General features: G+C 72.0%; 28 protein-coding genes. 8 read left to right on the top strand and 20 right to left on the bottom strand.

Translation table 11 applies throughout. From position 1 onward, the window contains the following. Positions 1-21: 21 nt before the first annotated feature. From ACWEF6_RS24280 to ACWEF6_RS24210, 15 genes are all read right to left on the bottom strand, one after another. Positions 22-891: an AAA family ATPase gene (locus tag ACWEF6_RS24280; protein ID WP_449685046.1), complete on the bottom strand. Its 870-nt coding sequence runs from the start codon at positions 889-891 to the stop codon at positions 22-24. Beyond that, entirely contained in the window at positions 888-1496 is a 609-nt protein-coding gene (locus tag ACWEF6_RS24275) for a nucleotidyltransferase family protein (protein WP_449685045.1), read from the bottom strand. The genes ACWEF6_RS24280 and ACWEF6_RS24275 overlap by 4 nt, the downstream gene beginning before the upstream one ends. 21 nt (positions 1497-1517) lie before the next feature. Beyond that, positions 1518-2351 (bottom strand): IclR family transcriptional regulator domain-containing protein, encoded by an 834-nt coding sequence (locus tag ACWEF6_RS24270; RefSeq protein WP_449685044.1) that lies wholly within the window; start codon positions 2349-2351, stop codon positions 1518-1520. Positions 2352-2361: 10 nt separating this feature from the next. Beyond that, a complete protein-coding gene (pcaC, locus tag ACWEF6_RS24265; RefSeq protein WP_449685043.1) occupies positions 2362-2763 on the bottom strand; it encodes a 4-carboxymuconolactone decarboxylase in 402 nt (133 codons plus the stop codon). Continuing rightward, positions 2760-3536, bottom strand: coding sequence for a 3-oxoadipate enol-lactonase (pcaD, locus tag ACWEF6_RS24260; protein WP_449685042.1), 777 nt, complete (start codon positions 3534-3536; stop codon positions 2760-2762). Before pcaD ends, pcaC begins: the two co-directional genes overlap by 4 nt. Positions 3537-3540: 4 nt before the next feature. Further along, positions 3541-4095: a protocatechuate 3,4-dioxygenase subunit alpha gene (gene pcaG, locus ACWEF6_RS24255; RefSeq protein WP_449685041.1), complete on the bottom strand. Its 555-nt coding sequence runs from the start codon at positions 4093-4095 to the stop codon at positions 3541-3543. Then, complete coding sequence (pcaH, locus tag ACWEF6_RS24250) at positions 4092-4829, bottom strand: protocatechuate 3,4-dioxygenase subunit beta (RefSeq protein ID WP_449685040.1); 738 nt, start codon at positions 4827-4829, stop codon at positions 4092-4094. Before pcaH ends, pcaG begins: the two co-directional genes overlap by 4 nt. Before the next feature lie 11 nt (positions 4830-4840). After that, the gene (locus ACWEF6_RS24245) at positions 4841-6022 is read right to left on the bottom strand and encodes a thiolase family protein (protein ID WP_449685039.1); all 1182 of its coding nucleotides are present in this window, start codon (positions 6020-6022) and stop codon (positions 4841-4843) included. A 133-nt stretch (positions 6023-6155) separates the two neighbouring features. Next, on the bottom strand, positions 6156-6914 hold the full coding sequence (locus ACWEF6_RS24240) for a CoA-transferase subunit beta (protein ID WP_449685038.1): 759 nt from the start codon (positions 6912-6914) through the stop codon (positions 6156-6158). After that, positions 6911-7720 carry a CoA transferase subunit A gene (locus ACWEF6_RS24235; protein WP_310974532.1) on the bottom strand — a complete coding sequence of 270 codons (810 nt, stop codon included), beginning with the start codon at positions 7718-7720 and terminating at the stop codon, positions 6911-6913. Before ACWEF6_RS24235 ends, ACWEF6_RS24240 begins: the two co-directional genes overlap by 4 nt. Before the next feature lie 166 nt (positions 7721-7886). After that, positions 7887-9188 (bottom strand): glycoside hydrolase family 27 protein, encoded by a 1302-nt coding sequence (locus ACWEF6_RS24230; RefSeq protein WP_449685037.1) that lies wholly within the window; start codon positions 9186-9188, stop codon positions 7887-7889. A gap of 22 nt (positions 9189-9210) precedes the next feature. After that, the gene (locus ACWEF6_RS24225) at positions 9211-10044 is read right to left on the bottom strand and encodes a carbohydrate ABC transporter permease (protein ID WP_449685036.1); all 834 of its coding nucleotides are present in this window, start codon (positions 10042-10044) and stop codon (positions 9211-9213) included. After that, positions 10044-10997 carry a carbohydrate ABC transporter permease gene (locus ACWEF6_RS24220; protein ID WP_449685035.1) on the bottom strand — a complete coding sequence of 318 codons (954 nt, stop codon included), beginning with the start codon at positions 10995-10997 and terminating at the stop codon, positions 10044-10046. Before ACWEF6_RS24220 ends, ACWEF6_RS24225 begins: the two co-directional genes overlap by 1 nt. Further along, positions 10994-12259: an ABC transporter substrate-binding protein gene (locus tag ACWEF6_RS24215; RefSeq protein ID WP_449685078.1), complete on the bottom strand. Its 1266-nt coding sequence runs from the start codon at positions 12257-12259 to the stop codon at positions 10994-10996. Before ACWEF6_RS24215 ends, ACWEF6_RS24220 begins: the two co-directional genes overlap by 4 nt. 18 nt (positions 12260-12277) lie before the next feature. Then, the gene (locus ACWEF6_RS24210) at positions 12278-13447 is read right to left on the bottom strand and encodes an ROK family protein (protein WP_449685034.1); all 1170 of its coding nucleotides are present in this window, start codon (positions 13445-13447) and stop codon (positions 12278-12280) included. A 76-nt stretch (positions 13448-13523) separates the two neighbouring features. Between ACWEF6_RS24210 and ACWEF6_RS24205 the strand changes: the two genes are divergently transcribed. The 3 genes from ACWEF6_RS24205 (at position 13524) to ACWEF6_RS24195 (ending at position 17775) form a co-directional block, all read left to right on the top strand. After that, complete coding sequence (locus ACWEF6_RS24205) at positions 13524-15620, top strand: alpha-galactosidase (protein ID WP_449685033.1); 2097 nt, start codon at positions 13524-13526, stop codon at positions 15618-15620. Positions 15621-15712: 92 nt separating this feature from the next. Then, entirely contained in the window at positions 15713-16657 is a 945-nt protein-coding gene (locus ACWEF6_RS24200; RefSeq protein WP_449685032.1) for a 2-hydroxyacid dehydrogenase, read from the top strand. After that, positions 16654-17775 carry a glycerate kinase gene (locus ACWEF6_RS24195; protein ID WP_449685031.1) on the top strand — a complete coding sequence of 374 codons (1122 nt, stop codon included), beginning with the start codon at positions 16654-16656 and terminating at the stop codon, positions 17773-17775. Before ACWEF6_RS24200 ends, ACWEF6_RS24195 begins: the two co-directional genes overlap by 4 nt. Before the next feature lie 537 nt (positions 17776-18312). Here ACWEF6_RS24195 and ACWEF6_RS24190 read toward each other — a convergent pair. Together ACWEF6_RS24190 and ACWEF6_RS24185 are read right to left on the bottom strand one after the other, a co-directional pair. Beyond that, entirely contained in the window at positions 18313-18606 is a 294-nt protein-coding gene (locus ACWEF6_RS24190) for an iron-sulfur cluster biosynthesis family protein (protein WP_449685030.1), read from the bottom strand. Positions 18607-18683: 77 nt separating this feature from the next. Further along, on the bottom strand, positions 18684-19094 hold the full coding sequence (locus ACWEF6_RS24185) for a hypothetical protein (RefSeq protein ID WP_449685029.1): 411 nt from the start codon (positions 19092-19094) through the stop codon (positions 18684-18686). A 136-nt stretch (positions 19095-19230) separates the two neighbouring features. Here ACWEF6_RS24185 and ACWEF6_RS24180 point away from each other — a divergent pair, with 136 nt between their 5' ends. From ACWEF6_RS24180 to shbA, 4 genes are all read left to right on the top strand, one after another. After that, positions 19231-19710, top strand: coding sequence for a GtrA family protein (locus ACWEF6_RS24180; RefSeq protein WP_449685028.1), 480 nt, complete (start codon positions 19231-19233; stop codon positions 19708-19710). 71 nt (positions 19711-19781) lie between these two features. Beyond that, positions 19782-20153 carry a YidH family protein gene (locus ACWEF6_RS24175; protein ID WP_449685077.1) on the top strand — a complete coding sequence of 124 codons (372 nt, stop codon included), beginning with the start codon at positions 19782-19784 and terminating at the stop codon, positions 20151-20153. A gap of 171 nt (positions 20154-20324) precedes the next feature. Then, positions 20325-20621: a DUF202 domain-containing protein gene (locus ACWEF6_RS24170; protein WP_449685027.1), complete on the top strand. Its 297-nt coding sequence runs from the start codon at positions 20325-20327 to the stop codon at positions 20619-20621. A 253-nt stretch (positions 20622-20874) separates the two neighbouring features. After that, positions 20875-21531, top strand: coding sequence for an RNA polymerase sigma factor ShbA (shbA, locus tag ACWEF6_RS24165; protein WP_449679741.1), 657 nt, complete (start codon positions 20875-20877; stop codon positions 21529-21531). Positions 21532-21564: 33 nt separating this feature from the next. On the opposite strand, the gene ACWEF6_RS24160 is transcribed toward shbA, so the two are convergent. Genes ACWEF6_RS24160 through ACWEF6_RS24150 form a run of 3 tightly spaced genes read right to left on the bottom strand, consistent with a single transcriptional unit; the run spans position 21565 to position 23725 of the window. Further along, the gene (locus ACWEF6_RS24160; RefSeq protein ID WP_449685026.1) at positions 21565-22416 is read right to left on the bottom strand and encodes an amidohydrolase family protein; all 852 of its coding nucleotides are present in this window, start codon (positions 22414-22416) and stop codon (positions 21565-21567) included. Next, entirely contained in the window at positions 22413-23381 is a 969-nt protein-coding gene (locus ACWEF6_RS24155) for an aldo/keto reductase (protein WP_449685025.1), read from the bottom strand. Before ACWEF6_RS24155 ends, ACWEF6_RS24160 begins: the two co-directional genes overlap by 4 nt. A 5-nt stretch (positions 23382-23386) precedes the next feature. After that, positions 23387-23725, bottom strand: coding sequence for an L-rhamnose mutarotase (locus ACWEF6_RS24150; protein WP_449685024.1), 339 nt, complete (start codon positions 23723-23725; stop codon positions 23387-23389). 80 nt (positions 23726-23805) lie between these two features. On the opposite strand from ACWEF6_RS24150, the gene ACWEF6_RS24145 reads away from it, so the two are divergent. Beyond that, positions 23806-24528, top strand: coding sequence for a FadR/GntR family transcriptional regulator (locus tag ACWEF6_RS24145; protein ID WP_449685023.1), 723 nt, complete (start codon positions 23806-23808; stop codon positions 24526-24528). Positions 24529-24639 lie beyond the last annotated feature (111 nt).

Below are 24639 nucleotides of genomic sequence, written 5' to 3'. Positions count from 1 at the left end.
ACCCGGCCCCCGACCCGGGTGTCAGGCGAACAAGGCGTCGAGCTTCGCCCTGACCCGGTCGAGGTCTTCGCTGTATTTCAGGACGGCGCCCAGCGTGCGTGCCGCTGTCGCCGCGTCCAGCTCGTCACGGTGAAGAGTCAAAAGAGCCCGCCCCCAATCGAGGGACTCCGCCACTCCCGGTGGTTTCAGCAGATCCATTTCGCGGAGCCGATGCACCGCTTCAGCGATTTGCCGAGCCAGAGCTGCACTTACCCGCGGGATCCTACGGCGCAGGATCTCGACCTCCCGAACCAGGTCCGGGTGTTCGAGCCAGTGGTAGAGGCAACGGCGTTTCAGCGCGTCGTGGACCTCGCGCGTCCGGTTCGAGGTGAGGATCACCAGCGGGGGGTGCTCGGCGCGGACTTCGCCGTACTCGGGGATGGTCACGGCGTGCTCGTCGAGCAGCTGCAGGAGGAAGGCCTCGAACTCGTCGTCGGCGCGGTCGATCTCGTCGATGAGCAGGACGCACGGGGCGCTGATCAGGGCCTGCAGCAGCGGCCGGGCCAGCAGGAACCGCTCGGTGTAGAGCGAGCGCTCGGCGGCCTCGACGTCGAGCTGCCCGCCGCCGGCCGCCTCGAGCGCGCGCAGGTGCAGCAGCTGGCGGGGGAAGTCCCACTCGTAGAGGGCCTGGGCGGCGTCGATGCCTTCGTGGCACTGGAGGCGGACGAGCGGCCTGTCCAGCGCGGTGGCCAGGGCCAGGGCGAGTGACGTCTTGCCGGTGCCGGGTTCGCCCTCGCAGAAGAGCGGGCGGCCCATCCGCAGGGCGAGGAAGCCGGCGGTCGCCAGCCCGTCATCGGCGAGGTAACCGGTCGCGTCGAGCGCGGCGGCGAGGTCTTCGGGCGAGTCCGTCACGAGTCGATCGTAGGTCTTCCGGCGGGACCGGCGAGATCGCCGGGGCGGTCGACGTCCCGGCCGCTGCCGAGGTCACCGCACTCGACCAGGGCGAGGTCGGCGCGGGTGGCGAGCCAGTCACGGGCGCCACGATCGCCTCGGGCGGTTTCCGCGACCTCGCCCCACCAGCGGCGGCCGAGCACAACGGGGTGGCCGGGCACGCCGTCGTAGGCCGCGCGGGCGACGGTTTCGGGGGTGACGCCGGCGGTGAGCCGGGCGATGACGTCGGTGCCGACCCACGGGAGGTCGACGAGGTGGACGAGAGCGGCGGCGGGCTCGTCGGTCGTTTCGAGCGAGGTGAGGCCGGCGCGGAGGGAGGCGCCCATGCCGGTGGCCCAGTCTTCGGCGGTCACGGCCTGGGCGGGATCGGGCAGGAGGGCGCGAACCTGGTCGGCGGCGGCCCCGACGACGACCCGCACGGGCTGACACCCGGCGGCGGTGAGGGTGCGGAGCGCGCGGAGGACGAGCGGTTCCCCGTCGAGTTCGACGAGAGCCTTGGGACCCCCGAAGCGCCGGCCGGCACCGGCGGCCAGGAGGAGGCCGGCGACCCGGAGAGAAGTGGTCATGAGGGCGAGCCTGCCCGCGGGTCAGCCACGGGCGTGGGCCGGGGCTCCGACCGCCAGATCCGCCTCGATGGCGCGGGCCGTCTCCAGCAGCGGGGGGACCAGGTCCTTCTCGACCGACTCCGCCGTTGTGCGGCTGGCGTGGGTGGACAGGTTCACCGCCGCCACGACCTGACCCCTCCGGTCCCGGATCGGGGCGGCCACCGAGCGGAGGCCTTCCTCCAGTTCCTGGTCGACCATGGCCCAGCCCTGGGTGGCCACCCTGGCCAGCTCCGTGCGCAGGCGGGCCGGCGCCGTCACCGTGTGGTCCGTGAGGCGGTCCAAGCTCGCCACCAGGAAGTACGCCTCCAGGTCGGCCTCGGCGAGACCCGCCAGGAGGACGTGGCCCATCGATGTCGCATGCGCCGGGAAGCGGGTTCCCACGTTGATGCTCACCGTCATGATCCGGGAGACCGCCACCCGGGCCACGTAGACGATGTCGGTGCCCTCCAGGACCGAGACCGAGCTCGACTCGTGGACGCGGGCCGACAGGTGCTCCAGGTGCGGCTGGGCCACCTCCGGCAGCGTCATGCTCGACAGGTACGCGTAGCCCAGCTCCAGCACCCGGGCCGTCAGCGAGAAGTACTTGCCGTCGGTGCGGACGTAGCCGAGGTCGGCCAGGGTCAGGAGGAACCTTCTCGCCGCCGCGCGGGTGAGGCCCGTCGCGCGGGCCACGTCGCTCAACGTCAGCTCGGACGCGCCCGCGTGGAAGGCCTTGATCACCGCCAGGCCGCGCTCCAGCGACTGCACGTGGTGGGCTCCACGGTGCGCCGGTTCGCCGGCCAGGCGGACGTCGGTCTGCGGCCTCGTCACGTCCATGCCCGGCACCTTATCCGGCGTCCTTCGGCACGGCGCTCGGCTCGCCGAGCTCGGCCAGGGTGCGCTGGGCGATGGCGAAGGCCGCGTTCGCCGCCGGTGCGCCCGCGTAGACCGCCGTGTGCAGCAGGACCTCGCCGATCTCCGCCGCCGACAGGCCGTTGCGGACCGCCGCCCGGACGTGCATCGCCAGCTCGTTGTGCGCGTGCAGCGCCGTCAGCGCCGCCAGGGTCACGCAGCTGCGGGTGCGGCGGTCCAGGCCGTCGCGGGCCCACACCGAGCCCCACGCGCCCTCGGTGACGTAGTCCTGGAACGGGCGGCTGAAGTCCGTGGTGCCCGCGACCGCGCGGTCGACGTGCTCGTCGCCGAGCACCTCGCGCCGCACCTTCATGCCCTGCTCGTGGCGGTCCGTCACGCTCGCTCCAAGTGGTCCAGGATCAGCCGGGTGAACTCCCCCGGCCGCTCGTAACTGCCCAGGTGCGCGGCGTCCGCCACGACCTCCAGCCGCGCGCCGGGGATGCCCTCGGCGATCGGCCGCGCGTGCTCGGCCGGCGACGTGGCCGGGTCGTCCGCGCCCGCGATGACCACCGTAGGGGCGGTGATCTTCGGCAGCAGGTCGAGCAGGTCCATCCGCTCGATCGCCCCGCAGCACGCCGCGTAGCCCTCGGCCGGGACCGCGGCGATCATCGCCCGGAGGAACTCGGCCCGGTCCGGGTGCCGCTCGCGGTACCCCGGGGTCAGCCAGCGCTGCACGCCCGCCTCGGCCACCGCCGCGGTGCCCTCGGCGCGGACCGTGCGGGCCCGGTCGGCCCACATCGACGGCGGTCCGAGCTTCGCCGACGTGCAGCACAGCACCAGGCTCGCGATCCGATCCGGCGCGTGGATGCCGAGCCACATCCCGGTCATGCCGCCGAGCGACAGGCCCACGTGGTGCACCCGCTCGGCGCCGAGGTCGTCGAGCAGGGCCAGGACGTCGGCGCCCAGGTCTTCGAGCTCGTAGGGCCCCGGCGGGACCGGCGACCCGCCGTGCCCGCGCGTGTCGTAGCGGACCACCCGGAACCCGCGTTCCACCAGCGGCGCGACCTGGGGTTCCCACATCCGCAGGTCGCTGCCGAGCGACCCGCCGAGCACGACCACCGGCGCGTTCTCGGGCCCTTCCACGACCCGGTGCAGCTTCACGGCGCTCACGGCGTCACACCCGGAAGAAGACGGTCTCGCCGTCTCCCTGCAGCCGCACGTCGAAGCGGTAGCCGTCGCCGGTCTTCGCCGCGATCAGCGTGCCGCGCCGCTCCTCGGGGACTGTCGCCAGGACCGGGTCGCCCGTGTTGTCCTGGTCCTCGAAGTAGATCCGCGTGACGACCCGGTTGAGCAGGCCGCGCGCGAAGACCGAGACGTCGATGTGCCGGGCCTGCGTGACTCCGCCCTCGCCCGGCACCACGCCGGGGAGCACGGTGAAGATCCCGTACGTGCCGTCGGTCTCCGTCGGGCAGCGGCCGAAGCCCCGGAACTCGCCGTTCGCCGCGCCGCGCGGGTCGTCCGGGTGGCAGAAGCCGCCCTCGGGGTCGGCCTGCCAGGTCTCGATCATGGCGTCCGGGACCGGGTCGCCGTTGCCGTCGCGAACGGTCCCGCGGATCCAGAACGCGCCGGGCGTGCCCTCGGGCACGACGTGCGGGCCGTCGGGCCAGGGCAGCCCGATCGACAGGTACGGGCCGACGGTCTGCGAAGGGGTGGGCAGCAGCCTGGTCATTCGTCCTCGTCCTCTTCCTCTTCGAACCCCGACGCGTCGCGCCCGCGCAGCACGATGTCGAACTGGAACCCGAGCGCCCACTCGGCCTGCGTGATGTCGTGGTCGTAGCGCGAGACCATCCGCTGCCGGGCCTTTTCGTCCGGGATCGAGTTGAAGATCGGGTCCTGGGAGAACAGCGGGTCGTCCGGGAAGTACATCTGGGTGACCAGCCGCTGGGTGAACGCCGAGCCGAACACCGAGAAGTGGATGTGCGCCGGGCGCCAGGCGTTGTCGTGGTTCTTCCACGGGTACGCGCCGGGCTTGATGGTGGTGAAGGTGTAGCGGCCGTCGCTGTCGGTCAGGGTGCGGCCGACGCCGTCGAAGTTCGGGTCGAGCGGGGACGGCCAGCGGTCGCCGGTGTGCCGGTAGCGGCCGCCCGCGTTCGCCTGCCAGATTTCGACCAGGGAGTCGCGCACCGGACGGCCGTCGCCGTCGAGGAGCCGCCCGGTGACGATGATGCGCTGGCCCTGCGGCTCGCCGGCGTGCTGCCGGGTGAGGTCGTTGTCGAGCTCGCCGAGGCGGCCGGGGCCGAGCAGCGGGCCGGTGACCTCGGTCAGCATCTGCGGCAGCAGGACGAGCTCCTGCTTCGGGTGCCGCAGCGCCGTGGAACGGTAGCCGCTGGAGTCGAGGGGCGGGTGGGTGCCTTCGGGGTCTTCCCCGTAGCGCGGCAGCCTGAATTCGGTCGGAGTGGCCACGTTTCTCTCCCTTATCGGCCTTCGAGGACGACAGCCAGCCCCTGGCCGACGCCGATGCAGATGGCGGCCAGGCCCCAGCCCCCGCCGCGGCGGTGCAGGTCGTGCGCCAGGGTGCCGAGGATCCGGCCGCCGGACGCGCCGAGCGGGTGCCCGATGGCGATCGCGCCGCCGTGGGTGTTCACGATCTCCGGGTCCAGGTCCTTCCAGTCGCGCAGGCAGGCCAGCGACTGCGCGGCGAAGGCCTCGTTGAGCTCGACCGCGGCCAGGTCGTCCCAGCCGATGCCGGCGCGTTCGAGGGCGATCTCGGCCGCGCGCACCGGGCCGATGCCGAAGACGTCCGGGTCGACCCCCGCCGCGCCCCGGCCGGCGATCCGGGCCAGCGGGGCCTTGTTCAGGTTCCTCGCGGCCGCTTCGTCGCCGAGGAGGAGGGCCGAGGCGCCGTCGTTGAGCGGGGAGGCGTTGCCCGCGGTGACCGTGCCGGTTTCCTTGCGGAACACGGGCTTCAGCTTGGCGAGCTTCTCGGAGCTGGAGTCCGGGCGGATGCCTTCGTCGCGGGCCAGGTCGACGCCCTCGACCGGGACGACCAGGTCGTCGTAGAAGCCCTCGTCCCACGCCTGGGCGGCGTTGACGTGGCTGCGGGCGGCGAAGGCGTCCTGCTCGTCGCGGCCGATGCCGTAGCGCTCGGCGAGCTGCTCGGTGGACTCGCCGAGGGAGATCGTCCACTGCGACGGCATCGCCGGGTTGACCATGCGCCAGCCGAGCGCGGTGTTGTAGAGGGTCTGGTTGCCCGCGGGGAAGGCCTTGTCCGGCTTCGGCATGACCAGCGGGGAGCGGGTCATGGACTCGACGCCGCCCGCGACGACGAGGGAGGCGTCGCCGGTCTGGATCGCGCGGCTGGCCTGGATGGCCGCGTCGAGGCCGGACCCGCAGAGGCGGTTGACCGTGCTGCCGGGGACGGTGGTGGGCCAGCCGGCGAGGAGGGCGGCCATGCGGGCGACGTTGCGGTTGTCCTCGCCCGCGCCGTTCGCGTCGCCGAGGGTGACTTCGTCCACTGTGGACGGATCGAGGTCGTTGCGCTGCTGGAGCGCCTTGAGCACGCCGGCCGCGAGGTCGTCGGGGCGGACGCCGGCCAGCGCGCCGCCGTAGCGGCCGAACGGGGTGCGGATCGCGTCGAGGATGTAGACGTCGGTCATGCGCTCGCCTTCCGGGTGGGTGACGCGAGGGTGATCGCGTGGGGAGAGCCTGCCACGGGCCGGGCGCTTCGCCGCGATGGCGGGCCCGGGTGGATGGGGCGCGACGTGGGTCCGTTGCCGGGAGGCGCGTCGGTCATGCGCTTGCCTTCTCCAGGTCTCGCAGGACGGTCAGCTCCTGCTCCGTGGGGGCCGGGGTGGTCTCGAGGTCGTCGGACACCTTCAGTTTCCACCCCGTGGCCGCGATGGCGCTGTCGAGATCCACCCCCGGGTGGAGGTGCGTCAACGTCAGCTCCGCCGTCTCCGGGTCCGGGCGCAGCAGCCCCAGATCGGTGACCACCAGGGTGGGACCGCGGCCGGGCAGGCCCAGCCGCTCCCGGTCGCCCTTGCCGGTGCCGTGGCCGAACGACGTCACGAAGTCGACCTTCTCCACGAACGCGCGCGGGTTCTGGCGGAGGACGATGAACACCTCGCCGCACGAGGCGGCGATCTCCGGGGCGCCGCCCGCTCCCGGCAACCTGACCTTCGGGTCGTGGTAGTCCGAGCCGATCACCGTCGTGTTGATGTTGCCGAACTTGTCCAGCTGGGCCGCGCCGAGGAAGCCGACGTCGATGCGGCCGGGCTGGAGCCAGTAGTTGAACACCTCCGGCACGCTGATCACCGCGTCCGCCGTGTCGGCCAGCTCGCCGTCGCCGATCGACAGGGGCAGGCGGGACGGCTTGGCGCCGAGGCAGCCCGACTCGTAGATCAAGGTCAGGTTCGGCGCGTGCGCGCGGCGGGCGAGGTTCGCCGCCTTGCTCGGAAGGCCGATGCCGACGAAGCAGGACATGCCGTCGCCGAGGGCCCGGGCCGCCGCGACGCTCATCATCTCGTCGGCGGTGTAATCCGCGCTCATGCCTTCACCCCGGTCAGCTCGTTCAGCCACTTCGTGAACTCCTCGCGGTCGCGCCCGACCTTGTCCCACGCCTGGTACGCCGCGTTGTCCCGCTCGTAGTACCCCGCCGCGTACGACGGCTTCGCGCCGCCGGGGACCTCGGCCACCGCCGTGACCACCCACGCCGGCAGCACCACCGCGCCCGGGCGGTCGTCCAGCTCGTCGACGACTTCCTCGACCGTCACCAGCGACCGCTTCGCCGCCAGCACCGCTTCCTTCTGGACGCCCGTGATGCCCCACATCTGGACGTTGCCGGCGCGATCCGCGCGCTGGGCGTGCACGATCGAGACGTCCGGGTTCAACGCCGGCACCGCCGTCAGCTTCTCGCCGGTGAACGGGCAGGTGATCGGCTTGATCGTGGCCGTCTGGGCCGGCAGGTCCGTGCCCGTGTAGCCGCGCAGCACCGCGAACGGCAGGCCGGACGCGCCGGCGACGTACCGGTTCGCCATGCCCGCGTGGCTGTGTTCCTCGATCTCCAGCGGCACCGGCCAGTCGTGCTGGACGGCGTCGCGGAAGCGGTGCAGCGAGCCGACACCCGGGTTGCCGCCCCACGAAAAGATCAGCTTGCGCGCGCAGCCGGCGCCGATCAGCTGGTCGTAGACGATGTCCGGGGTCATCCGCACCAGCGTGAGGTCACGCCGGCGCTGCCGGATGATCTCCTGCCCGGCCGCGACCGGGATGAGGTGCGTGAACCCTTCGAGCGCGACGGTGTCGCCGTCGTGCACCAGCCGGGCCACGGCCTCCTCCAGCGACAGCAGCTCCGCCATCACACCCTCCGCATTGTTCGCATCACGCACACTCGTTCTGCCAGCGAACATAGCACGGCGGCCGGGGGCCCGACCAGATGTCTTCCACCCAATGGATGACGCCCGCACGTCGAAGGGGACTTTCCCCGCCCGGGCAGGCAGGAAAAGTCCCCTTCCGGAAGAACGGTCAGCCGATCCGGACCAGCCGCGAGCCGTGGGGCGGCACGGCGGACGCCGTCCACGAGCCCCGGAACCGCCCGAGATCCCGGCGCGCGACGAGGTCACGCACCGGCCGCGCCCCGGCGAAGTCCACCGTGATGTCCGCGGGCGAGGAACCCAGGTTGTAGACGGCCGCGTACCACCGGCCGTCCGGCGCGCGCTTCTTCCACACCTGGAGGTCCCCGCCGCTGACCCGCGTCGGGTACGAACCGGCGTGGTCGACCGCGATGACCTCGGGATTCGTCAGGATCGACACGGCGGAGACATCAAGGAAATAGATGTCTCCTCCCACATACAGCGGCGACGAAGCCATGGACCAGAACGTCATCACGCTCTGCCGCTCGACGTCGGAGAGCCCGTCCTGGATGCCGGACCCCGTGTTGTTGCTGATCGGCATCGAGTCCAGGTCCGGCCGGTAGTTCGGCCCGAAGACGCCGAGCCACGAAGGCAGGTCCGCCCACCGCGCCTTCACCGAGCTGTCCCAGGTGGACACCGTCTCGCAGTAGCACTCGATGTCCGTGTCGACGCGCACGCCGTTCGCGTACGGCGCCAGGGAAGCACCGATGGACCGCGGCACCGGCCACGCGCTCGCCGTCAGCCACATCGGCCGCCGGGAGTGGTCGATGGCCGTCGACCAGGCCCGGATGTCGGCGACGTTGTCCGCGGTCGTCCCGTCGACCTTGACGAAGTCGACACCCCAGGACGCGAACCGGGCCACGATCGAGTCGTAGTACTTCTGCGCGCACGGGTTGGTGAAGTCGACCTTCCAGTTCCCGCCCCAGCCGTTCGACGGCGTCAACGGCTTGAAAGCGATGTCCTGCGCGTGGCACGACGTCCCGAGGATGGGCGCGTTCTTGTCGTAGACCTCCTTCTCGAGCCCGGTCACGGCGTACAGGCCCAGCTTCAGCCCGAGCGAGTGCACGTGGGAAGCCAGAGCCGGGATCCCGGACGGGAACCGGGTCGGATCGGGGTCGGGGATGCCGTTGACGTCGGTGTGGAAGACCCAGGACTGCGAAGCGTTCCAGCCCGAATCGATGTTGACGTAGGTGTAACCGGCGGACTTGAGCTTGGTGGCGAGAGCCTGAGCCGCGTCACGGATGTGCGACTCGTTCAGCCACGAAGTGCCGTAACCCGCGCGGGTCGACGACTCCAGGCTCCAACTGCTCCAGCCCATGAACGGCTTGACGAACGGCGTCCGTGCGTCGGCCGGAGGGACAACCAGCGAGAAAAACCCGAGCACAGCGAGGAAAACGGAAAGGAGGCGCTTCACTGAACACTCCTCGATAGGGGACCTATTCCTTGAGCCCGCTGGCCGCGATCCCGCGGACGATGAACCGCTGGGCGACCAGGAACATCGCGACCAGCGGCGCGATGGTGACCAGAGCACCGGCGAACAGCGCCGGCAGGTTGACCGACTGCGCGGTCAGGAACGTCGAAAGCGCGATCTGCGCGGTCCACGACGACGGGTCCTGCCCGATGACCAGCGGCCACAGGAACGCGTTCCAGCTTTCGATGAACATCAGCGCCCCGAGCGAGGCGATCATGCTCCCGGAGTTCGGCAGCACCAGGCGCCGGTAGACGCCGAGGTAACCGAGCCCGTCGAGCCGCCCGGCCTCCTCGATCTCGGCCGGGAACCGCAGGTAGAAGTTGCGGAACAGGATCACCGTGAACGCGCTGAACAGGTTCGGCGCGATGATGCCCCACTCGGTGTTGACCCCGCCCATCGAGCCGACGACGACGAACGTCGGCACGAACGTCACCGACTGCGGGATCATCAGCGTGACCAGCACGTAGGTGAACACGAAGCGCCGCCCGGGAACGTTGATCCGGGCCAGCGCGTACCCCGCCATCGAGCCGAAGAGCGTGCCGACCGGGGCCGTCACCACCGCGACCAGGAACGAGTTCCCCAGCGCGTGCGCCATGGGCACCGAGGCGTCGGCGAACAGGTCGCCGAAGTTGACCCACGACAGCGGGTCCGGCAGCCACGCCCAGTCCGGCGAGCTGACCTGCTGCCGCGTCATCAGCGCGTTGCGCAGCATGATGTAGAACGGCAGCAGGAAGACCAGCGACAGCACGGACGCCAGGACGTACTTGGGCGCCTTCCGGGACACCGGCAGAACGGCCATCAGTCCTTCTTCCCGAAGCCGACGAACCGGCCCTGCAGCAGCGTGATCACGACGATGATCACCGTCAGCAGGAAGGCCCCGGCCGAGCCGACGCCGTAGTTCTGGTCGCCGAGCGCGGAGTCGTACAGGTAGACCAGCGGCGGTTTCACCGGCGCGGTCGCCGTGCCGGACAGCCCGGTGCCGAACAGGTTGTAGAACTCGTCGAACGCCTGGAACGCGGCGATGAGGATCAGCAGCAGCACGGCCACGGACGTGTTCCGCAGCTGCGGCAGCGTGAGGTGGCGGAAGGCCTGCCACTTCGTCGTGCCGTCCAGCTCGCCGGCTTCGTACAGCGACGGCGGGATCGCCTGCAGCCCGGCCAGGAACAGGATCATGTACAGCCCGACCTGCAGCCACAGCCGCAGCGTCACGACCGCGACCCAGTACACCGGCGGGCTCGTCGTCGACAGCCACGGCACCGGGTCGGCGCCGAACAGCCCGCCGACGACGTTCGCGACCCCGGACGGCAGCCCGTTGAACAGCGCCATCTTCCACACCAGCGCGGCGACGACGTAGGACACCGCGGCCGGGATCAGGAACACGGTCCGGAAGAAGGCCCTGCCGCGCTTGATGCTGTTGATCAGCACCGCGAGCCCCAGCGACGCGACGAAGGTGATCGGCACGATGAAGACCGTGAAGAGCGCGATCGTCGTCAACGAGGTCAGGAAGGCGTCGTCGCCCAGCAGGAACGCGTAGTTGCCGAAGCCGATCCAGTGCCCGAGCGTGATGGTGCCGCGAGCGTCGTTGAAGCTGAGCAGGAAGCTCCACGCGATGGCGACGTACTTGAACAGCCCCAGCCCGAGCACGACCGGCCCGGTGAGCACCGCGAACGCGCCGATCGCCCGCCAGTCGCGACGCCGGCGGCGCGGCTTCGCCGGCGCCGAGACGGCCGGCGCCTCCATCAGGGCCGTCATGCCAGCTGCTTGTCGACTTCGGCCTGCGCCTTCTTCGCCGCGTCGCCGAGTTCGGCGGCCGGGTCGGCCTGCCCGTTCGCGATCTTCGTCGCGGCCTGCAGGAACAGCGTCGCCGACGCCTTGTTCCACAGCCCCGAGTAGGACTTGCCGAACTGCTGCGAGATCGTCACGGCGTCCTTCGCGGGCCCGCTCGAGAACTCGGTCGTCCGCGCCGCGACCTCCTTGCGGGCCGGGATGTGGAAGCCGTACTGGACGCACCAGTCCTTCTGCAGGTCGGCGTTCTTGATCCACAGCCAGTCGATGTACTTCTTGACGGCGTCGAGGTTCGCCGACTTCGCGTTCGCCAGCTGGTACCAGCCGCCGACGCGGGCGACCGGCTTGCCCGCGTCGCCGAACTTCGGCCACGCGACGACGCCGAAGTCGTCGCCCAGGGCCTTCTTGATGTCCGGCAGCGACCACAGGCCACCCCACTGCATGGCCGTGGCGCCTCCGGTGAACGCGCCCGGGTCGGACCAGTCGGTCGGGTAGCCCTGGAGCAGGCCGCCGGTGTCGTGCAGCTGCTTGAGCCCGCCGATCGCGGCGATCGCTTCGGGCGAGGCGAACGCGACCTTCTTGCCGCTCGCGTCGAAGAAGTCCCCGCCGGACGACCAGAGCAGGAGCGTCGCCGCCTCGCCGACGCCGTCGGTGCCGACGTAGAGGCCCTTCTGCTTGCCGTTGTTCAGCTTCCTCGTCGCTTCCAGGAGCTCGGCGAACGTCTGCGGCGGCTGGACGCCCGCGGCCTGCAGCGCGCTCTTGCGGTAGTACAGCATCATGACGTCGTCGATCATCTTGACGCCGTAGACCTTGCCGTCGACGGTCACGGTGTCCAGCGCGGCCGGGCTGAAGTCGGCTTTGACCGGGCCGACCACGTCGTCAAGCGGCGCGAGCAGGCCGTTCTTGACGTTCTGGTACCGGAAGTCACCCAGCTCGAACAGGTCCGGGGCCTGCGCGGTGAGCATCGCCGAGTTCAGCTTGGTCTCGTAGTCGCCGGCGATCCAGCTGACGTTGATCGCGATGTCCGGGTTGGCCTTGGTGAACTCCTGCGCGTACCGCTGGACCGCCTGCTGCGTCCCGGATTCGCCGTACGCGTGGTACCACTGCTGCAACGTGACCTTCGCGCCCGAAGAGGAGGCGTTCTTGTTCAACGGGTCCGAGGTGCAACCCGCGAGGGCCGCTCCCCCGGCGAAGAGGACCGAACCGACCAGGAAGCTACGACGATTCATGGGGCTCACGGTGTCTCCTTAGACGCTTTCTGACGCGAAAAGGCTCTGGACGGCGACCGCGGCGGCACCGCGGGCCCACTCCTCGAACGGCAGCGGCCGGATGACCAGGCCGCACCGGGCCGCGCTGCCGAACGCCTGGACCGCGAAGGTCCGGCGGATCTGGTCTTCGAACAGGTCGTAGGTGGCGACGCCCTCACCCGAGACGACCACTCGTTCCGGGCCGAACAGGTTGACCAGCGCGGCCAGCCCGAGGCCGATCGCGTGCCCCGCCCCGGCGAAGACCTCCCGGAGCGGCTCGTCGCCGCCGCGGGCCCGCGTCACGGCGTCGGCCATCGACAGGCCGGGCTCGCCGGTGACCTGCCGGGCACGCGTCAGGATCGCTTCGGTGGACGCGATCGCCTCGACGCAGCCCTGTCCGCCGCAGTGGCACGACGGTCCGCCGTCGGCGACCGGGACGTGCCCGATCTCGCCGGCGACACCGTGCGCACCCCGGACCAGGTCGCCGTGGACGACCAGCGCGCTGCCGATGCCGGTGCCCACGGTGACCAGCGCGAACGACGACGCGCCGACCCCTTCGCCGAACCACTGCTCGGCGACGGCGAGGGCCTTGACGTCGTTTTCGAGGGTCACGGTCAGTCCGGTGGCCTCCTCGAGGAGTTCGGCCAGCAGCACGTCCCGCCAGCCGAGGAACGGGGAGTACCGGACGACGCCGGACGCGCGGTCGACGTCGCCCGACACCGCGATCCCGAGGCAGTAGGCGCGCTCGCGGAGGGTGCCGGTCAGCAGCTCGCCGACGAGATCGGCCAGCGCGCGGACGACGTGCCCGACGTCGTGGCCGGTCAGGGCGTGGTGGGCGCTGGCCCGGACGTCGGCGCGCAGATCGGTGACCACGCCGATCAGGTCGTCACCGGTGATCTTGACGCCGACGAAGTACTCGCGGTCCGGCCGGATGGCCAGGGGGTTCGCCGGGCGGCCGGCCCCGGGCGCGGTGCGGCCTTCGGAGGCGAGTTCTTCGAGGTAGCCGGCCTCGATGAAGGGCCGGGCGGCCTTGGTGACCGCGGCGGAGGAGAGCCCGGTGCGGCGGGCGACGTCGACGCGGGAAACCGGCCCCTCGGTCAGGACCGTGGTGAACACGGTCGCGGCCGCGGGACTGGTGATCGGCGCCCTTGCCGGTGCACTGCGAGGCATGGCCGGAAGGGTAGAGAGATTTAATTAACTTCGTCAAGAATTTATTTTCGGCCTGGTCAGCTCTACGCTGTCGGGCATGTCGCTCGTCGAACACGACCCCGCGCACCGGCTGTGGCTGCTGCGCACCCCCGAGAGCTCGTACGCCTTCCGGCTGGACGCCGACGACCGCCCGCGGCACGTCCACTGGGGCCCGCCGCTGACCCTGGCCCAGGCCACGCAGGTCGCCGCGCGCCGCAACCCGGCCGACAGCAGCTTCGACGAGCCCGGCGACGAGCGGCAGGAACTCCCGGCCGAGGGCGGCGCCTTCTTCGGCGTCGCGGCGCTGGCCGTGCGCTACGCCGACGGGACTTCGGCGCTCGAGTGGCGCTACGACGGCTTCGCGCTCGAAGACGACGCGCTCGTCGTCCGGCTCGCCGACCGGCACTACCCCCTGGAGCTGTCCCTGCACTACCGCGTCCGCGGGGACGTCGTCGAGCGCTGGACGTCGCTGCGGCACACCGGTTCCGAAGAGCCGATCGCGTTGCTGCGCACCGATTCCGCGTCGTGGACGCTCCCCCGGCGCGAGGGCGCGCGGCTGAGCCGGACGTCCGGGGCGTGGAGCGCCGAGTACGGCGTGCTGCGCGAACCGCTGCCGGTCGGCGAAACCACGCTCACCAGCCGCCGCGGCGCCTCCAGCCACCAGGTCAACCCGTGGGTGATGCTCGACGCGGGCGACGCGACGGAGACAACCGGCGAAGTGTGGTCTTCCGCGCTGGCGTGGAGCGGGAGCTGGCGGATCACCGTCGAGCGCACGCACACCGGCCGCGTCACCTGGACCGGCGGGTTCGGCCACGAGCACGTCGCCTGGCGGCTGCAGCCGGGCGAAACGTGGGAGACGCCGGTGTTCGCCGGGCTCTACGCGGCCGACGGCTTCGGCGGGACGAGCCGGCGGTGGCACGCGTACGTCCGCGAGTTCGTCCAGCCGCACCCGGGCGAGCTGCGGCCGATCGTCTACAACTCCTGGGAGGCGACCGGCTGGGACGTCGACGAGCGGACCGAGACCGAGCTCGCCGCGGCGGCCGCGAAACTGGGCGCGGAGCTGTTCGTCATGGACGACGGCTGGTTCGGGGCCCGCAGCGGCGACACCGCCGGCCTCGGCGACTGGACCGCCAACGAACAGCGCTTCCCCGCCGGGTTGCAGCCCCTCGTCGATGCCGTCCACGCGCACGGGATGCAGTTCGGGTTGTGGGTCGAGCCGGAGATGGTCAACCCGGACAGCGACCTCTACCGCGCGCACCCGGACTGGGTGCTGCACATGGCGCACCGCTCCCGGACGACGTTGCGCAACCAGCTCGTGCTGAACTTCGCGCGCCCGGACGTCGCGGACTGGGCCCACAAGTGGCTCGACGGCCTGGTCGGCGCGCACGGCATCGACTACCTCAAGTGGGACATGAACCGCGCGTTCACCGAGGCCGGCTGGCCCGAAGCCGGTCCGGACGCCGCACGCCTCTGGGTCGACCACATCCGGGCGGTGTACGCGATCCTGGACCGGCTGCGCACCGACCACCCGCACCTGCGGATCCAGGGCTGCGCGGGCGGCGGCGGGCGCACCGATCTGGGGATCCTCGCGCGCACCGACGAGATCTGGGCGTCGGACAACACCGACGCGGCCGACCGGATCACCATCCAGCACGGCTACGGCCAGATCTACCCCGCGGGCACGATGTCGGCCTGGGTGACCGACAGCCCGAACCCGGCCACGCACCGGGAAGCGCCGCTGAGGTTCCGGTTCCACGTGGCGATGGCGGGCGTGCTCGGCCTGGGCGGCGACCTGCCGCGCTGGACGCCGGGCGAACTCGCCGAAGCGGCGTCGCTCGTGGCGCTGTACAAGGAGATCCGGCCGGTGGTGCAGCACGGGACGCAGTACCGGCTGGCCGACCCGGCGGTCTCGGCGCTGACGGCGGTGCAGTACGTGCTCGGCGATTCCGCGGTCGTGTTCTTCTGGCGGCGGCCCACGGAGTTCGCGCGGCCGATCACGCCGCCGCGGCTCGCGGGGCTGGACCCGGCCGGGTCGTACCGCGACCAGGACGGCGTCGTGCACCACGGCGCGGTGTTGCTGAGCCACGGGCTGGACGTCTCGTTGCCGGGGAGCGGGTACGCGAGCGCGGTGGTGCGGCTGACGCGCGTGGGCTGAATTGTCGGTGACATCCGGGGCTTCGCCCCGGGGCGGGGGCTCCGCCACCCGAGCCCCCGAAAAATGTCGGTGGGGTGCCCTACGCTGTCGTCGTGGCCAAGATCGCGGTGACCCGATGGATTCCCGACGACGCGGTGAAGCTCCTCGCCGAGGCAGGCGATGTGGAGGTCTCCCCCGCCGATCGTCCGCTGGCGCCTGCGGAACTGCACGAGTTCGTGCGCGGCGCGTCGGCGGTCGTCGGCATGCTGCACGACCGGCTCGACGGCGCGCTGGCCGACGCCGCCGGGCCGGGGCTGAAGGTGGTCGCGAACGTCGCGGTCGGGTACGACAACGTGGACGTCCCGGCGCTGGCGTCGCGCGGGATCGTCGTCACCAACACGCCCGGCGTCCTCACCGACGCCACCGCCGACCTCGCCTTCGGGCTGCTGCTGGCCGTCACGCGGCGGCTCGGCGAGGGCGAACGGCTGCTGCGATCGCGCACGCCGTGGTCGTTCCACCTCGGCTTCCTGCTCGGCTCCGGGCTGCAGGGCAAGACGCTGGGCGTCGTCGGGTACGGGCAGATCGGGCAGGCGATGGCGCGCCGGGCAGCGGCCTTCGGGATGTCGATTGTCTATTCTGGACGGTCTAAAAAGGACACAGACGCCGAGTACGTGTCCTTCGAGGAGCTGCTGGCGCGTTCGGACGTCGTCTCGCTGCACTGCCCGCTGACGCCCGAGACGCGGCACCTGATCGACGCCGGGGCGCTGCGGGCCATGAAACCCGGGGCGTACCTGGTGAACACGACCCGCGGCCCGGTCGTCGACGAGGCCGCCCTGGCCGACGCGCTGGAAGCCGGGGAGATCGCCGGCGCCGCGCTCGACGTGTTCGAAAAGGAACCCGAGGTCGAACCGCGGCTGCTCGGCCGGGACGACGTCGTGCTCAGCCCGCACCTGGGGTCGGCGACGGTCGAGACTCGCACCGCGATGGCCGTGCTGGCCGCGCGCAACGTCGCGGCGGTCCTCGCCGGGCGTCCCCCGCTGACGGAGGTGAAGCCGTGACCCGGGTCGTCATCGCGCCCGACAAGTTCAAGGGCAGCCTGACCGCGGTCGAGGCCGCGGAGGCGATCGCGCTCGGCGTGCGCGATGCCTTGCCGGACGCGGAAATCGTGACGTGCCCGGTCGCCGACGGCGGCGAGGGCACCCTCGACGTACTGGAGGCCGCGGGCGCGCGGATCGTGCGGATGACGGTGCGCGGGCCGCTGGACGAGCAGGTCCAGGCGCGGTACGCGGTATTGGACGGCACGGCGTACGTCGAATCCGCGCGCGCGTGCGGGATCGAATTCGTCGAACCCTCCCCGGCGACAGCGCTGGCCGCGCACACCTGGGGTGTCGGCGAGCTCCTGGCGGACGCGCTGGTGCACGGCGCGAAGCGGCTGGTGCTCACGGTGGGAGGCACGGCCAGCACCGACGGCGGCGCCGGGATGCTCGGTGCCCTGGGCGCGGGCGTGCTCGACGCGTTCGGCGCACCGGTCGGCCTGGGCGGCGGGACGTTGACGCGGGTGGCGTCGACGGAGCTGACACCGGTGCGCGACCGGCTGGACGGCGTGCGCGTGGCGGTCGCCACGGACGTGACGAACCCGCTGCTGGGCCCGGAAGGCGCGGCGGCGGTGTTCGGGCCGCAGAAGGGGGCGGGCCCCGAGGAGGTGGCGCTGCTCGACGAGGGATTGGGGCGGTGGGCGCACGCACTGCAGGTGGGCGGCGCGCCGGACGTCACGCGGGTGCCGGGTTCGGGCGCCGGTGGCGGGGTGGCGGCGGCCGCGATCGCGCTCGGGGCAAGCGTGGAGTCCGGGTTCGACCTCATCGCGGGACTGACCGGAGTCGACGAGGCGCTGACCGGGGCGGACCTGGTGATCACGGGCGAGGGATCGCTGGACGAGCAGAGCCTCAACGGAAAGGCCCCGGCGGGCATCGCCGACCGAGCGCGGCCGCGCGGGGTGCCGTTGATGGCACTGGCCGGGCGGATCCAGCTCGACGCGGCGGGCTTGGCACGGCTGGGAGTGGTGGGGAGCAGCGCGCTGATCGACCACGCGCCCTCGCTGGACCACGCGCGGAAGCACGCGGCGGAGTTGCTGCGGGAGCGGGCGGCGGAGCTGGTTCGCGCTTGGAGGGAGGGGTAGACGGGGGCTTTGGCTGATTCGACGCGAGGGCAGCCGGGGAGCGGTGCGCGAGGGCGCACTCGCCGGGCGGGCCTTGCGAGACCGGCGATCGGCGGGACCGGCAGCCGGCGGCACCGGCGGTCGGCGGAGTCGGCAACCGGGGAAGCGGTGCGCAAAGCGCACCCACCGGGCAGGCCCTGCGAGACCGGCGACCGGCGGGACCGGCAGCCAGCAGCACCGGCGGTCGGCGGAGTCGGCAACCGGGGAAGCGGTGCGCAAAGCGCACCCGCCGGACAGGCTCGCGCGGCCAGCGGCCGACGGGACCGGCAATCGGGTGCGCAAAGCGCACCCGCCGGGCAGGCCTCGCGCCACCGGCGACCGGCGGGACCAGCGGCCAGCGGTACCGGATGTCGGCCGAGTCGGCAGCCGACCGCAAGGCAGCCAGCGGCGGAGTCGGCGGCCAGCACCACCGGCGGTCGGCGGCGCGCGGCGCTGCGCGGCGCCCGCCTGCGAACGGACCTTCCGCATCCCGAGGAGCGAAAGGCCCGTCCGCCGCGGTCAGCTCGTGTGCTGGGGAAGCACGGCGAAGGCCACGCCGCCCGCTTCGTTCTCCTGGACGTCCAGGACCTTGTCGTCCAGCAGCGCGGCCGCTTGCGGCTCGAGGAACACCTTCGGCCCCTCGGCCTCTCCCAGGACGCTGTCGCCCTCCGCGGGCTCGGGCGCCACCGACAGGGCCAGCTGGGCGCTCTCTCCGTCGGCGTTCTGGACCGCCAGGCGCAGTCCGGCTTCCCCCTCGCCCTGGCTGGTCAGTGCGGTGATCGCCTCGGCGGCGGCTTCGGTCACGGTCAGCATTTTCGGCCTTCCCTTCGTCGCGGTCCGATGTTTTCCCCACGCTAGGGGCGTCCGCACGGACGTGCAGTCTGAGCGGATCAGCCCTGCCTTGCCGCGCGGATGGCGTCCGCCACCGACTCGCCCGCGTAGTCCGTCGTCTCGCGGCGGCCCTGGTTGGAATGACGGCGGGGCAGCGTGTCCTCCGGGACCACCGGCTCGAAGTCCGCCGGTGCGTCTTCGATCGTCTCGTCGAGCTCGGCCGCCGGCGTGGCCGCGAGCGGGCGGTCCGGGACCGGCTCCGGCTCGGCGTCCGGGATCTCTTCGGCCAGGCGCTGGTCCATCGGCTCGCCTTCGCGGATCTCCCGGGGCGTGGTGCCGTACCGGTCGGCGGCGCTCCAGTGCTCGGGCGGCTCGATGCCCTCCTCGAGCGAATCCACGCGCAGCTCGTCCTCGTCGAGCGCCTCGCTGGGACTCAAGCTCTGCGGTTCGGCCGAGTCACGGTCACTCACTGGCCCTCCAGGCGCGTCGGAAGCATCGTCGCCGGTGACCTACCCCGGCCGGCCGGGCGGCGAAACGTGCCGGTGTCGCAGGGATCACAGGGTTTAACACATTCACAAGTTTGTGAATGTCAGCTAGGTTGGGATCATGGCCACCACCAGGTGCGCACCGGAGCGCCGGCTGCTCGCCACCGATCCGGACCGCCACCACGAGCTCGGCACACACGCGGCGTGGTACGTCGTGGCCGGTGTAGTGACGACCGGCGTCCAGGCCGTCCTGTTCCTCCTGCTGCGCGACGAGCTCGGCTCCCAGGTGGCGAACCTGGTCGCGATCGCGCTCACCACGGTCGGCAACACCGAGTTCCACCGCCGCGTCACCTTCGCCGGGCGACGCAGCAACGCCGGCAAGCGGCACCTGCAGGACCTGCTCACCTTCGCCTTCTACGCCCTGTACGGCTCGGCCGTGCTGGCCCTGCTCGACGCCTTCGTCGACCGGCCGACGTCGTGGGAGGAGACCGGCACCCTGCTGCTCGCCAGCCTCGTCGGCGGGTTCGTGCGGTTCGCCGTGCTGCGCTGGTGGGTGTTCGCGCACCGCACCGACCCGGCCGCGCCCGCCCACACCGGCTAGCGTCTGCGGACGTGGCCCCTGACGAAAGCAAACCGGCCGAGATCAAGCCGACCGAGACCAAACCGGCCGAGATCAAGCCGACCGAAACCCAGGCGGCCGGCGGCATCACGCCCCACGCGGGCGGCACCGAACCGGACTACCGCTTCACGCTGGCCAACGAACGCACCTTCCTCGCCTGGCTCCGCACCGCCCTCGGGCTGCTCGCGGGCGGCGTCGCCGTGCACCAGCTCGTGCCGTCGCCGGCCGCGGCCAGCACGGTGCTCGCCGGGCTGTGCGTCGCGCTGGCCGCCGTCCTCGCCGCGACCGCCTACCCGCGCTGGCGGCGGGTGCAGATCGCGATGCGGGCCGGGCAGCCGCTGCCGCCGAGCCGGACGATCCTGGTGCTGACGGGCGGCCTGCTGACGCTGACCGTCGCCGCGGCCGTACTGCTGGTGGTCTCGTGAGTGACACGAATGGCAGCGGACGGTGACGGCCGGGAAAAACGGCCCGTCCGCCCGGCTTTCCCCGCGAGCCGGCCGGCCGGCCCCGGGCGAGCGGCCCGCTTGGACGCGAATACCGCCGCTTCGCGATTATCGTGACGTCAAAACTACCGACACGCCGACCGAGATCCGGCCGTGACCACCCCGGCGGGCGCCCAAGCCGAGCGCACCGGGCTCGCCTGGCGGCGGACCGCACTGGCGTCCGCCGCCTGCACGGTACTGCTCCTGCACTCCGCCGCCCAGCGCCATTGGGGTGGCACGCTGGTCCCGGTGGTGCTCGCCGCCGGGACATCTGCCCTGCTGGCAGCCATCGGGATGCACCGCGAACGGGCCTTGCGCGCCGCCGAACCGGGGCCGCCGAGCCGCTTGCTGCCCGCCATTGCGTCGCTCGCCGTGACCGTGACCGCCACTTCCGTGGTCGTCTTCCACTGACGAGTGAACTCGGCACATCCTGAAACCGATTAATCGCAATGTGCGGGGGCGGGTCGCGGGAACATCACGGTCGATACTGCTAACGGGGTATTGGTCGTTGAAATCTGGACTGACCCGCCTGGAGGTGCTTACGATTACCCTGCGTCGCACGGACCGCAGATCGGCCCCGATCCATCGGAGCATCTGCGATGGATCAGTTACGGAGTGTTGAACCCCCGGCAGCGACGGTCGAGGGTCGGCCGGGGAGACGACCATGACGGCACCGCCGAGTACCACCGAACAATCCGCTTCCAGCCTTCGCGATTATCGCACCCCCGAGACTCTGCCCCGCCCGGGCGGACGGCTCACCAAGGAGGACCTCGACCCCCTCGTCAAGGACGCGGGCGAGGGCAACCCGGCGGCGATCCACTCGCTGCTGCAGATGATCGAGCCGGTGGTGGTCCGCTACTGCCGCGCGCGCATGGGCGGCCGTGACCTCTCCTACCTGTCGGCCGACGACGTCGCCCAGGAAGTCTGCCTCGCCGTGCTCAAGGCCCTGCCCGACTACCAGGACCGCGGCGGCTCCTTCCTCTACCTGGTCCACGCGATCGCCGCGAACAAGGTCGCCGACGCCTACCGCGCCGTCGCCCGCGACCGCTCCGAGCCCGTCCCCGAGCTCCCGGAGAGCCCGCACGTCGCCGGCAACGAGCCCGAGTCCCACGCGCTGCACCTCGACCTCGGCGCCCGCCTCGGCCGGCTGCTCGCCTCCCTGCCCCGCGTGCAGCAGGAGATCCTGACCCTGCGCATCGCCGTCGGCTTCTCGGCCACCGAAACCGCCGAAGCGCTCGGCATCTCCGCGGGCAACGTCCGCGTGACGCAGCACCGCGCCCTGACCCGGCTGCGCGGCATGATCCGCGACGAAGAGTTCTGAGACCACACCGGCGGGCGGGCGGGGTCGCCTTTTTTACCCCCTGGAGGAGGTGACCCCGCCCGCATCCAGCCCGTAGACCGTGCGGGCGTTGTGCTCGAAGACGGCCAGGCGCTCGGCGTCCGACAGCGAGCCCGTCAGGGCGATCGCCGCGTCGAGGACCACTTCGTAGGACGCCGCCAGTTCGCAGACCGGCCAGTCCGAGCCGAACAGCAGGCGCTCCGGGCCGAACACGTCCAGCACGTGGTCGACGTACCGGCGCAGGTGCCCGACCTCCCAGCCCGTCCAGTCCGCTTCGGTGACCAGGCCGGACAGCTTGCACACGACGTTCTCGCGCCCCGCCAGCGCCGCCACGGCGGACGCCCACGGCTCCCACTCCCCCGCCGCGATCGGGGGCTTCGCCGCGTGGTCCAGCACCAGGCGCAGCTGCGGCAGGCGCAACGCCACCTCGGCCGCGGCCGGCAGCTGCGCAGGGCGCACCAGCAGGTCGAACGCCAATCCCGCCGCCGCCACGGCACTCAGCCCGGCCAGCACCTCGGGCCGCAGCAGCCAGTCGTCGTCCGGCTCGTTCTCCACCTGGTGCCGGACGCCGACCAGGGGTCCGCCGAGGGCGGCCAGGCGGTCGGCGACGTCCGCGGCGGTGAGGTCCACCCAGCCGACCACACCCGCGATCACCGGCTCCGCGGCCGCCGTCGCGAGGAACTCCGCCGTCTCCTCCGCCGAGGACACCGTCTGGACCAGGACCGTCGCGTGCACGCCCGCCGCCTTCGTCACCGCGCGCAGGTCGTCGACGGTGTACGGACGCCGGATCGGGTCCATGGCGTCACCCGTCATCCACGGGTACTCGCGCCGCGCGGGGTCCCAAAGGTGGTGGTGCGCGTCGATCATGAGACCCCTTCGGCGATGACGACGTCGGCGCGCAGCAGTCCCGCGTCGATCAGCTCGGTCCACAGGGCCGGCGGCACCGCGGCCCGCGCGCGCCGGGCGTTGACGCTCACCTGCGAAGGATCGTGCGCGCCGACGACCACCGACGCCACCGCGGGATGCCCCATCGGCAGGGCCAGCGCGGCTTCCGGCAGCTCGACGCCGTGCCGCGCGCAGATCTCCGCGATCCGCCCGGCCCGTTCGACCAGCTCGGGCGGGGCTTCGGCGTAGTCGTAGACCCGGCCCGGTTCGGCGGTCGCCAGGATCCCGCCGTTGAACGCGCCCCCGGCCACCACCTCGACGCCCCGCGCGGCGCAGAGCGGGAACAGCTCGTCCAGCGCCGGCTGGTCGAGCAGCGTGTAGCGGCCGGCCACCAGCAGGACGTCGAGGTCGGTGCGGCGGACGAACTCGGCCAGCATCGGCGCCTGGTTCATCCCGGCGCCGAACCCGCCGATCACGCCCTGCTCCCGCAGCTCGCGCAACGCCGGGAACGCCCCCGACACCGCCTCCTCGAAGTGGTCGTCGGGGTCGTGGACGTACACGATGTCGACGCGGTCGAGGCCCAGCCGCGTCAGGCTGTCGTCGAGGGACCGCAGGACGCCGTCGCGGCTGAAGTCCCACCGGCGCCGGTACGCGGCCGGGACCGCGAAGCCCTGGTCGTCGCGGGCGCCGGCGCCGCCGGGGTTCGGCTCCAGCACCCGGCCGACCTTCGTCGAAAGCACGTACTCGTCCCGCGGGTATGCGCTCAGCGCCGCGCCGAGCCGGGTCTCCGACAGGCCGAGGCCGTAGTGCGGCGCGGTGTCGAAGTAGCGGATGCCCTCCTCCCACGCGCGCCGGACGGTCGCGGCCGCCGTCTCGTCGGTGATCGCGTGGTAGAGGTTGCCCAGTTGCGCGCAGCCGAGCCCCAGCGGGGACAGGGAGAGTTCCAACGCCGTCACTCCTTCACCGGCAGTTCCCAGACCAGTCCGATGCCGGTGTCGCCGCCGGAGTAGTCGTCCTCGACGGCCAGCAGCCCGGCCATCCTGGCCTGCCACGGCACGTTCGCGGGGTGGTCCCGCAGCGCCGCGCGCATCGCTTCGTAGTCGTCGACTTCGAGGACGTGGAACAGGTCGAGTCCGTTACGCCAGATCCGCCAGGAGTGGACACCGGCTTCGCGCAACGCGGTGTCCAGTTCCGGCGGGATGACCGCGTGGACGGACTCGTACTCGGCCTCTTTGCCGGGTTTGAGCCGGGTGTGCAGAGCCACTCGTTGTGGTGTGCCCTGGTGGGTCATCGCCCCTCCTTCGCCGGGACATGGCACGCTGGGGAGTAACACCGAAACATCCGAGGTCTGTTGCAGGGAGGGCGGACGCGATGCCCGTCACCGATGTCGCGATCGACAAGATCAAGGACATGATCATCTCCGGCGAGCTGGCGCCGGGCGACCGGCTGCCGAAGGAGGCCGAGCTGGCCCAGCGGCTCGGGCTCTCGCGCAGCTCCCTGCGGGAGGCCGTCAAGGCGTTGTGCCTGATCAGGGTCCTCGACGTCCGCCAGGGCGACGGCACGTACGTCACCAGCCTCGAGCCCAACCTGCTGCTCGACGCCATGACGTTCGTGGTCGACTTCCACCGCGACGACACCGTGCTCGACTTCCTGGCCGTGCGCCGGATCCTCGAGCCCGCCGCGACCGCGCTGGCCGCCCTGCACATGAGCGACGCCGACATCGCGGAGCTGGGCACGCTGCTCGGCGAGCTGGAGGACTCGCCGACGGTCGAGGCGCTGGTCGCCAACGACCTGCAGTTCCACCGCAAGATCGCCGACGGCTCGGGCAACCCGGTGCTGTGCTCGCTGCTCGACAGCCTGTCCGGGCCGACCGCCCGCGCCCGGATCTGGCGCGGGCTCACCCAGGAGGGCGCGGTCGCGAAGACCCGCGAGCAGCACACGGCGATCTACGAGGCCATCGCCGCGCGCGAACCGGAACTGGCCCGCTCGTGGGCGACCGTGCACGTCGCGGGCGTGGAGCAGTGGCTGCGCAACGCGCTGGGCACCGCGGACGACCCGACGGCTCCCGAGGAACCCGCCGCCGAAGCCTCGTAGCACCACCACACCACCTCCTCGCGGTCGTGAGTGGTAAGGCGGGTGGGGAGTCGCCCGGCGACCACCCCACAACCCCCCCCCCCACCCCCACACCGCCGAGGATGAGCGCCC

The sequence above is a fragment of the Amycolatopsis sp. NPDC004772 genome (assembly GCF_053601215.1).
This window is presented reverse-complemented; position numbering and strand designations above follow the sequence as displayed.